9 protein-coding genes are annotated in these 9,929 nt (G+C 68.9%); 2 read left to right on the top strand and 7 right to left on the bottom strand.

Annotated elements, in window-relative coordinates:
- Positions 1 to 85 precede the first annotated feature (85 nt).
- The 3 genes from ACWCXX_RS39545 to ACWCXX_RS39535 are packed head-to-tail and all read right to left on the bottom strand — an operon-like array spanning position 86 to position 4,200.
- A complete protein-coding gene (locus ACWCXX_RS39545) occupies positions 86 to 1,510 on the bottom strand; it encodes an amidase (protein WP_451135935.1) in 1,425 nt (474 codons plus the stop codon).
- A gap of 13 nt (positions 1,511 to 1,523) precedes the next feature.
- On the bottom strand, positions 1,524 to 2,969 hold the full coding sequence (locus ACWCXX_RS39540; RefSeq protein WP_451135933.1) for an MFS transporter: 1,446 nt from the start codon (positions 2,967 to 2,969) through the stop codon (positions 1,524 to 1,526).
- 40 nt (positions 2,970 to 3,009) lie between these two features.
- Positions 3,010 to 4,200, bottom strand: coding sequence for a CaiB/BaiF CoA transferase family protein (locus ACWCXX_RS39535; RefSeq protein WP_451135931.1), 1,191 nt, complete (start codon positions 4,198 to 4,200; stop codon positions 3,010 to 3,012).
- A 134-nt stretch (positions 4,201 to 4,334) separates the two neighbouring features.
- Here ACWCXX_RS39535 and ACWCXX_RS39530 point away from each other — a divergent pair, with 134 nt between their 5' ends.
- Both ACWCXX_RS39530 and ACWCXX_RS39525 read left to right on the top strand, forming a co-directional pair.
- A complete protein-coding gene (locus ACWCXX_RS39530; RefSeq protein ID WP_451135929.1) occupies positions 4,335 to 4,970 on the top strand; it encodes a TetR/AcrR family transcriptional regulator in 636 nt (211 codons plus the stop codon).
- A gap of 777 nt (positions 4,971 to 5,747) precedes the next feature.
- Positions 5,748 to 5,912 carry a hypothetical protein gene (locus ACWCXX_RS39525; RefSeq protein ID WP_451135927.1) on the top strand — a complete coding sequence of 55 codons (165 nt, stop codon included), beginning with the start codon at positions 5,748 to 5,750 and terminating at the stop codon, positions 5,910 to 5,912.
- Positions 5,913 to 6,042: 130 nt separating this feature from the next.
- Here the strand turns inward: ACWCXX_RS39525 and ACWCXX_RS39520 are convergent, their stop codons facing one another.
- The 4 genes from ACWCXX_RS39520 to ACWCXX_RS39505 all read right to left on the bottom strand — a co-directional run.
- Positions 6,043 to 7,629: a pentapeptide repeat-containing protein gene (locus ACWCXX_RS39520; protein ID WP_451135925.1), complete on the bottom strand. Its 1,587-nt coding sequence runs from the start codon at positions 7,627 to 7,629 to the stop codon at positions 6,043 to 6,045.
- 357 nt (positions 7,630 to 7,986) lie between these two features.
- Positions 7,987 to 8,622, bottom strand: a complete 636-nt coding sequence (locus tag ACWCXX_RS39515) for a hypothetical protein (protein ID WP_451135923.1) — start codon at positions 8,620 to 8,622, stop codon at positions 7,987 to 7,989.
- A gap of 47 nt (positions 8,623 to 8,669) precedes the next feature.
- Entirely contained in the window at positions 8,670 to 9,380 is a 711-nt protein-coding gene (locus ACWCXX_RS39510; protein WP_451135921.1) for a DnaB-like helicase C-terminal domain-containing protein, read from the bottom strand.
- Positions 9,381 to 9,761: 381 nt separating this feature from the next.
- Positions 9,762 to 9,929 (bottom strand): transposase (locus ACWCXX_RS39505; RefSeq protein ID WP_451133525.1); only part of this gene is annotated, 168 nt, incomplete at its 5' end.

Below are 9,929 nucleotides of genomic sequence, written 5' to 3'. Positions count from 1 at the left end.
CAAGCCCCCACCCTCCGGATAACGCATACCACCGGCATATCGCAGGGATCATGAACCGTCACTACCCGACGACAACCCGAAAACCTCAGTAACTCCCGGAGATCGGCGGGTGCGGGGTGCCCAGGGTCGTCTCGAGTGTCTGTGCGGCGGCGAGGACGAGGTCGTCGCGGTGGTGGGCGGCGACGAGTTGCACGGCGAGAGGGAGACCGTCCGGGGCGATCCCGGACGGGATGCTGATGGCTGGGTGGCCGGTGTCGTTGAAGACGGAGGTGTATGAGATGGGCAGGACGCGCTCGTGCACGGCCGCGGCCACGTCCGGGCCTTCGGCCGGCCACGCCGTGGTGGGGGTGGTCGGCAGGAGCAGGAGGTCGTACCGGTCGAAGAGGGCGGCCGCCCAGTGATCGAGGCGTGCGCGGTGGGCCCAGTAGGCGGCCAGGTCGGCCGGGGTGAGGGAGCGGCTTGCGTCGAGGAGGTCGGCGAACCACGGCTCGAAGGTGTCGCGGCGGGTGGCGAAGTCGTCGTGGACGTCGAGGAGGCGGGCGTACGCCAGGACCTTCTGCCGCAGCTGGAACGGTGCGGGGAAGGCGTCGGCGCCGGGCAGGGCCGACTCGTCGTCGTGGACGTCGTGGCCCTGGCCGCGCAGCAGGCCGGCCGTGTGGTCGAGGGCGCGCAGGATCTCGGGGCGGGGTGCCGCGATGCCGAGTGTGCGGAGGACGCCGATGCGCAAGGCGGGCAGCGGCTTGTCGAGGGTGTCGCGGTACGAGAGGCCGGGCGCGGGCAGCGAGTGCGGGTCGGCGGGGTGGTGGCCGGCGGCGACGTCGAGGTGCAGTGCGGTGTCCCGTACGGTGCGGGCCATGCCGGACAGGCAGGCATGCTGGGGCCACACCGGCATCCGGGCCGGGCCGTGGGGGATGCGGCCGCGGGACGGCTTGAGGCCGACGATGCCGCACAGGGCGGCGGGGATGCGGGTGGAGCCGCCGCCGTCCCCGGCGGTGGCCAGCGCGACGAGTCCGGCGGCGACCGCCGCGGCCGCGCCGCCGCTGGAACCTCCGGGCGTGCGCTCGGGATTCCAGGGGTTGCGGGTCGTGCCGAACGCTTCGTTGGTGGTGTGGACGGCGGCGCCGAACGGAGGCGTGTTCGTCTTGCCGATGACCAGGGCGCCGGCCGCGCGCAGCCGTGCGACGTGGATGCTGTCGTGGGCGGCGGGTGGGCGGCCCTGGTAGGCGCGGGTGCCGCGGGCGGTGGGGAAGCCTTCCGCGTCTTCGAGGTCCTTGACGAGGATCGGCAGGCCAGCGAGCGGCCCCGGCTTTTCGCCGTGGGCGATGCGCTGTTCGAGGGCGGCGGCTTCGCTGAGGGCCCGCTCGGCGTCGAGGGCGACCACGGAGTTGATCGCCGCGTCGACGACGGAGATCCGGTCCAGTGTGTGGTGGACGAGCTCGGTGGGCGAGAGCTCCCGGCGGCGGATGAGCGCGGTGAGTTCGGTGGCCGAGGCGAAGGACAGGTCGGTCATGGGCGGGGGACTCCTAGCGGGTCGGAGAGGGGGAGGAGGAAGTGGCGGCTTCGAGGCTGACGCCGGTGGTGCGAGGCCCGAAGCGGACGGCGACCAGGCCTCCGATGGCGCTGAGCGCGGCGAGCAGGACGAAGACCGCCGTGTAGCCGGCACCGGTGTAGATGGCGGCGACGAGCAGGGGGGCGGCGAAGTTGAAGATCCGGGACAGGGCGTTGGAGGTGCCGGAGCCGAGCGCGCGGATCCGCGTGGGGAAGATCTCCGCGGAGTACACCTGGAGGAAGGGCACGGCTATCTGGAAGAGCAGACTGACCAGGCAGCCGAGCACGAGTACGGCCGCGGGGGCGCGGACGAGCGAGAACAGCAGCAGCGCGGTGGCGGACAGTGCGCCGAGGACGAGCTGGGTGCGGCGCCGGTCCCAGCGGTCGATGAGGGGTACGGCGGCGAGCGCGCCGAGGGGCGCGGCGGTCGCCAGGACGGCGGAAAGCAGCAGGGTGTCGTCGAGGTCGAGACCGGTCTCGGCGAGGAGGGTGGGTGTCCAGGTGTTGTAGGCGGAGTAGGCGAGTAGTCCGGTCACCCACATCGTGGTGACGATCAGGAAGTTGCGGCGATGGGTGCCGGTCCACAGCTCGCTGAGGCGGGGTCGCTCCGGGGATGCGGCGGGGGTGGATTCCGTTGACGCGGAAGGTGCGGGCCGGGTGCCGGCGGCGGGAGGGTGGACGCAGGTCTGGGGCGGGACGTCGGCGTCGGGTCGGGCCCCGGTCTGGGGTGGGACACCGCACTGGGCCTCGACCCGGCGCACGATGGCGTCGGCTTCGTCGAGCCGGCCCCGGGAGGCGAGCCAGCGCGGGCTCTCCGGGACCCAGCGGTGGATCAGTACGGCGAAGACGGCGCCGAACAGGCCGAGGCCGAAGACGAGACGCCAGCCCCAGGCCCATGCGGGTACGAGGAAGTAGCCGGCCCAGGCGGCGATGGGGATGCCGAGCGAGCCGATCGCCACCTTGTAGGTCTGCAGGCGTCCCCGCGCGGCGGCGGGGACGAACTCGGTGAGGACGACGATGGCGACCACGGCCATGCCCTGGGCACCGACGTGGGTGGCGGTGCGGGCGGCGATCAGCTGCCAGGGGTCCTGGACGAGGACGCAGCCGACGGTGGCGGCGCAGTAGAGGGTGACGCAGGCGAGCATCGTGCGCCGGCGGCCGACGCGGTCGGCGAGGTAGCCGGCGAGCACGCCCCCGGCGAAGGCGCCGAGCTGACTGACCCCGGCCACGACGGCGACGGTCGACAGCGGGAGGTCCCACTGCTCGCGCAGGGCGGGGGCGACGAACGCGAAGGCGTAGGTCTCCACCCACTCGAAAAGGATCATCCCGGCTAGGGCGACGACCAGGCGGCGGTGGAAGGGGCTGAGCGGGAGCCGGTCGAGACGCGTCCCGAGTGCGGCGGTGTGCAGGGTGACGGCCATGGGCGCGTGACCTCCCTGGGGAAGAAGGGACGAGGGAGGGTCAGATCACGCCGTCGGCGCGCAGGGAGGTGAGCTCGTCGGAGCCGAGGCCGAGCACACCCGTGTAGACCTCGTCGTTGTGCTCTCCGAGTGCCGGTCCGGTGGAGCGGATGCTGCCGGGGGTCCTCGACATCTTCGGCAGCGGCGCGACCATGGGCAGCGGCCCGAAATCGGGGTCGTCCACCGTGACGAGAGTGCCGCGCTCGCGGTAGTGCGGGTCGGCGGCGATGTCCGCGATGCTCATCAGCGGGGCCGCCGGGATGCCGGCGTCGCTCAGCAGCTTCGTCACCTCGTCCGCCGCGTACCCGGCGGCCCACTCGGTGATGACCGCGTACAGGGAGTCGGCGTGTTCCGCCCGTGCCGCACGCGTCGCGTACGCGGGATCCGCCGCCAGCTCCGGCTGGCCCATGACGGCGGCCAGCCGGCCGAAGAGGGCATCCGTCCCGGCGTGGATCGACACGCGGCGCCCGTCACAGGTGGTGAAGTCGCTGGCGGGCACGATCTGCGGATTGCGGTTGCCCAGACGTTCACGGACCTTGCCGGTCGTCGCGTACGAAGCGAGCGCGTCCTCGGAGGCCCTGAACCCGGCCTCGTACAGCGCGAGGTCGATCACCTGCCCGCCGCCGTCCGCAGTGTCTCGGTGGTACAGCGCGATAACCACCGAGAACGCACCCAGGTAGGCGGCCATGTAGTCGATCGTCGAGTACCCGCTGCGCACCGGCGGACGGTCGGCGTCGCCGGTGACATGGGTCAGGCCGGCGAACGCGCTGGCGATGCGGTCGAAGGAACCGCGGTCGCTGTACGGGCCGGTCAGCCCGTACCCCGTGACGTACACGAGCACCGTGTCCGGCGCGAGCTCCCGCAGGGTGTCCGGGTCGAGGCCCCAGGACTTCAGCGTCGGCGGCCGGTAGTTGGTGATCACGACGTCGAAGTGGGGAACGAGCCGGCGCACGATCCGCTGCCCGACCTCCGTGCGCAGGTCCAGGGTGACGGACTTCTTGTTGCGGGCCTCCTGGGCCCAGTACGGGGACCGGGCGCCCGGAGTGGTGCCGCGGGTGAAGTCGCCGCGGCCGGGATCCTCGACCTTGACGACCTCGGCGCCGAAGTCCCCGAGGAACGTCGCGGTGACCGGCGCGGCCAGCACAGTGGAGAGGTCCAGGACGCGTATGCCCGCCAGTGGAAGTGTCGACATGGGTGCCCCTTCGAACGTTCACGTTATTCACGATTCGTTATTAACGAAACGTTGTTAGCGGGACCATAGAGTGGTCCCCCACGGCACGGCAAGGGCTGGGGCCGCGCAGATCCAGGACGATCGGGGAGCAGCACATGACCGACAGCGGGACCGGCGCGACGGGCAAGGCGCGGCGTCGTCGGCGCAGCCGCGAGGAGACCGAGGCGGACCTCCTCGCCGCGGCACGCACCCTGCTCGAACGCGACGGAGTCCTCGCCGGCGTCAACCTCCGCGAGATCGCGGCAGAAGCGGGTGTCAACCACGGGCAGATCTACCAGTACTTCGGCACCCGCCAGGCCCTGCTGCGCGCCGCGGCGGCCGACCTCGTCAAGCGCCAGGCCGAGGATCACGACGGCCACTGGGAGCAGCCCTTCGCCGAACGGCGGCTCGCGATGTTCCAGCACCGCCTCGACGAACCCGAACTGGTCAAGCTCGAAGCGCTTCTCGCGCTCGACGGCGACGATGACTTCAGTCCGCTGCCCCACTTCGCGCGGACCTTGAAGAGCCTGGAACGCGACAAGGCCGACGGCTCACTGCCCGAGGACGCTGACGGCGTCGCCGCACACATCATGACCGGCGCGGCCCAGATGGGGTACGCCATCTTCCGCGAGGCCTACGCCCGCGACACCGGCATCCCCCTGGAGGAACTCGACGCACGCGCCGCCCAGGCCTTCACCCGCATGCTCGCCGGCCTCGCCGCCCCACCGCTGCGGGAAACGCCGCAGGCGTGAGGAGCCCGTCCGACGCCCCGCCCGCACACGCACAGCGAGTTCTCTGGGGCCGACCATGTGGCGCGAGCCGGAGTGCGATGTCTTCCTGCAGGCCAGCATCGGTGCGTGTGACGGTAGCGCGTGCAACAGGTGCGGCGCCATCACCGGATCGAGCGATGGGCGGGCAGGCAACCAGTGGGACATCGGGAGCCCATGGGGAAACGGCTGGGGTTGCCGCGCCGCCCTGCGACACGCTTGTGTCGCAGGGGCGCCGGCATCCCCACTCGCCAGAACCTTGGGCTCTGCGCACGACCGCCTACACCGCCCGGCTCCTGCCAGGCGCCTGCGCCACCTCCCCGACGAGGGCTTGCCCGTGGGACTGAGTGTGCCGACGGGGTCAGGGGCGGCGGCCGGCGATGCCGAAGGCCGCTTCGAGGTCGGCCCACAGGGTCTCCGCGAGGGTGACCCCAGGGACCTGCGGCTCCCCGTGGCCGGCGTAGATGTTGTATTCGCTCAAGGTGATCAGCCTCGGCCCACGTCGAAGGTCTTGTCGCAGCAGTATCCGATCGGTCACACCTGGGTGAAGCCGCGCGCCGCCCCCAAGGTGCGCAAGAACGTGTCGAGCCCCTTCTTGGCCTCGGCCCACGACCCACCCGCATCCCCACCGACTCGGAGATCATTTACGGGACAGCCCTTAGGGGTCGACCGTGAGCGGCCAACCCCTAGATCGGTTCGAGCTGGGTATCGAGCGGGTGCTACGAAGAGTGGCGGCCGTACGCCCAGGGATATAGATGCAGCATGAACTTCGAGTTCGAGTGCTGGCGCTGTGATGCGGACTGCGTGGTGTACGGGAAGCCTGCTGGCTTCTGGACCGAGCAGTACCGGTTGCCCGAGGAGTGGGACTGCTGGAACTGCGGAGCGGTAAACATCACGCCCGACCCACCCTGGACCGAGGCCGACTGACGCCCCCGGACCTGAAGGCCTGGGGGCGTGCCGTAGATGCGTGGGGGCACGAATAACCAGCCGGATCCCGTCGGCAGCTATCGAGACTGGCCGCAGCCGGTTGTCGAGTGGCTCGGTTCGAGGTCGGGGCTCACCGTTTGACGCGGCCGCGGATGGCGAGGATGGCAAGGCCGAGGAGGACGGGTTCAGCGAGGCGGGAGACCATCTCGGTGTAGGTGCCGGTGGTGGTGAGATTTTGCCCGCTGCTGCGGAAGATGACGCTGTTGACGACGACACGCAGGCTCTTCTCGAACCGGTCTGTCGAGACGCGTTCGTGGAGCGGGCCTGTCGGGTTGACCGGGTCGGGGGTTTCGGTGGTGAGGGTGATGTGCTGGCCGGACAGAGTGCCAGTGGATACTGGTTTGGGGTCGTGCGTGGGCAAACCCCACAGCATCATCACGCCGATCGTGACGGCCATCGCCGCGATCAACCAGCCCAGGGCGCGAGTGGCCCGCAGCCCGTACCCGGACAACGCCCAGTACACGGCAAGCAGCCACCGTTCCGCGCGTGGTTCCTCTTTGTCGGCGCGGCGCATCTCCATCTCGCCGTAGTAGAAGTCCGCCGCACCCGGCTCGTTCTTCCCGTCCTCGAACGCTTTCCGGATCGACCGGTACACCGGCGCCAGCCGCGCCGGTCCCACGACAGAGGTATTTGCTGGTGCAGGATCCCAGCCCGGGACAACGGAGGGCTGGGATGCACGCCAGTGCTGCTCCTCGGCCAGGGTGCGCCGGGGGCTGAACCGCACCAACCACCACCTGCGGCGATGGGCGCCTGGTGGTACCGGTGCGAAAGGCACACGCCCTTCAAGACGCAGCTGATCCAAGTGAATAGCCCCGGTAAGTAGGCACTGGGACAGATCGATATCGGTAAGTGCCAGATGCGCTGCGTCTACGCCCCGGATGGACAGCATGCGCACAGCGGGCGAAGAACCGGTAAGGAGGCTCTCGTCCAGTTCTCCGCCTGCATGCAAGCCGAAGGGGGCAGCGTGGGCCGCGATGCTGAGCGGGTACTCAAAGACGGCATCAGTGAGGCCCACTTCGGCATAGCGCAGTCTCAGGCTGGCTATGGAAGACCAACGGCTACGGCGACAGAGGACCCGTTGCGCGGAGGCCTCGACCGTGATGGGGCTCTCGAACGACGTAAACGACAGGATCAGTGCTCCTGCGCACGTCAACGGTCCCAGCCTGTGGGCCTGCTGGAACACGGCTGAGTTGAACAAGGCGTCGCGGTGGAAGGTAGCTGCCTCAAAACTGGCATGGGCGCCGAAGTTTGCCCACACGAAATTGCCCAGCTTGGCAAAGCCTGCTGTTCCGAAGTCGGCGTCACGGGTGAAGGTGGCCGAGATGAACTGGGCGTCGTCGTTGAAGGTAGCCGAGTGGAACGAAGCCTCGTCGTTGAAGGTAGCCGAGTGGAACGAAGCCCCGCCGTTGAAGGTAGCCGAGTGGAACGAAGCCCCGCCGTTGAAGGTGACAGACTGGAACCCAGCCTTGCTGTTGAAGGTGGTCGAGTTGAAAAGGGCGTCGCCGTTGAAAGTGGCCGATCTGAACCATGCCTCGCCAGTGAATATGGCCGAGGCGAACCAGGCACCGCCAGTAAATTTGGCCGAGCTGAACGAGGCGTTTCCAATTCTGGCGATCCGAGTGAGCGGGTCACGGACCGCGAAGTCGAGCTGGAGCACAAGGTCTACGTCCAGCTCGGTGCCTCGGTGGTCAAGGTCGCTGCCTGGCGAAAGGGTGGCGAGGTAGGTGTCGCGCTGATTATCTGTGAGGTGTGCCAGGCATTCTGTGTACGGGTCGACACGGCGGCCCCGGCAACCAACCGGGTTCCCGGTGGCAGGGTCGGCTCCACGGCCGCAGTACGGCCAATTAGGTTCGGCGGGGTCTGCAGTCATGCTCTGATGGACACCCACCACCGCCCAGCGGTTGCGTCTGGGGGCTACGGTGCCTGCCAGGTTCACTCTCGCCTGACTACCTGACGGGCGAAGGCTGGATGGGCAACCGCCGAAACATGATCAAGGGAATGGCTTAAGACTTCCTCAACAGCGAGGTGTACGAGGAAGCGACTCCCTGACCCGCTTCATTACGTCGGAAGCGCCCGCTCGGGGAAGCGGGCGACATTCGTTCCCTCTGCTGCGGGGCCGGTCAGCTAGATGATGCGGGTGGCTGCTCCATCGAGCACCCAGTGCCCTTCGCGCGGTGCGATGCCGGGCGACTTCCTCCACGCTCCACCCGACGAACTCCGCTACGTCCTCGTCCGGCGTGCCGGACGAGCCCAGCCAGTCCTGCAGCGCATCGGCGAGGCTGTCGGGGACCCCGAGGGGCTCCACCTCGGTCCCGTCCTCCTCGTCCTCCCAGTCCTCGGCAAAGCTGTCGATGTGAACCCACTTACCGTCGGGGTCGAGGCGTTGCGTGGCTTCGTCGTAGGCGGTGTAGTCGCCGGTGCCGTTCACGATGAGGTCCCCGGTGCGCCAGTCGGTGATCTCCCATGTCTGCACGTCGTCGCTGCCGCCGCTGGTCTGCCCGCCGCCAACGATCCGGTGGCCAGCCTTCTCAAGGGCGCGGATGCGTTCTTGCCGGGCCTGCTCGTCGGCAAGGCGGGCGTGGAGCAGGGCACGGACGTACTCGCGAACCGCGGTATCAGGGCCAGCGGGCAGGTCGGTGGTGTTGGTCATGATCCCCCCTGGGTGCTTCGGTGGTGTGCTGAGCATGCATCTCGCGGTCAGGGCTGACGCGGCACGGTCTTTGAAGGGTTCTGGTAATGGGTGCGCGGCAGCGCCTCCCAGGCAACGGTCGTAGTTCCGGTCGGCCCGAACCTACTCTTGGCGACTTTCAGCGTGGCGGTTGCTGTTTGACGGTCGGCGTCGACCATCGCGAAGACGTCGCAGTCATACTCGAGGGCTCCGTCGGAGCGCAGGTCTGCGATGTCCAGGCCTGCGTTCTTCGTCCTGCGGAGTACCACGAGGACGGGCAGGGACGCCCGCAGGGCAAGTGAAAGAAGATTGCGGCTGGCGTTCTCGATGGCTTCTTCGCGGGCTGCGTGGGTCGTGGCCTGCCCCCAGTGGAGCCGGGAGAACTGGTCGACGATGACCATCCCCGTCGTGCCTCCCTTGAAGGCAAGGTTCTCGTAGTCGACTTCGTCGGGGAGCTCGGCGGGGCGCCGTACGTTCAGGGCTCCGTCCCAGTGTGGTGACCAGCTGGGGAACATGCAGAGTGGGTTCGCGCCGCTCTTCGCCGCGCGCTGGGCAATGTGGAACGGTGTCTCGCCGCCCGGTTCCCAGGGCAGGGAGAGAACGGCGAATCGTTTGCGGCCGAGTTCCATGTCGAGGACTTCGTCCAGTGCCGGCCATGGAGTCAGCGGACGCTTCGCACGTTCGCTCGCACGCTGCTTCTTCTCCGCTACCCACTCGTCGCTGCCGAGCCTACTGTCCACGCACTCTCCAAAGGGTTTGCTGTTCGGAGCCGACCCAAAACGATCCGACCGGCTCCGAACAGCGTGTCAAAGCACAGACCGTCACGAAGGGTTTTCGGCCGTGCGGGAAGGACAGAGGGGGGCAGGGCGGGGAGGGCCAGCCGGGCCAGCTGCGAAACTGGCCAGCCCGGCGACCAATCAGAACGGCGGGGGTGCGCCCGCGTTCTCAAGGTAGTGCCGCTCCGCGGCTTCGGCTTGGCGCGTCCAGCAAACGGCCGACGCCCGAACCTGGTGAAGGTCACGGACACCGGGCAGGACGCGCTCGACGATCAGGTCCGAGCTGCCCTAAGAGTTGTCCCGTAAATGATCTCTGACGTGGCTGGTGGCCTGCTGGTTTCTGCGTTACCCGGCCAGGACGAGGTTGTGCAGGCGGGCGATGCCGAGCATGGCGTGGTGAACGCCGTCGCCTTTCAGGCGGCAGTCGCGGAGGATCTTCCAGGTCTTCATCCGCGCGAAGGCATGCTCGACTCGAGCGCGGACCTTGCGGTGGGAAGCGTTGTGCTCCTCTTT

This window comes from Streptomyces sp. NPDC001732 (genome assembly GCF_053596315.1).
Note: the sequence above shows the minus strand (reverse complement) of the source record. Positions and strands in the feature narration are given on the sequence as shown.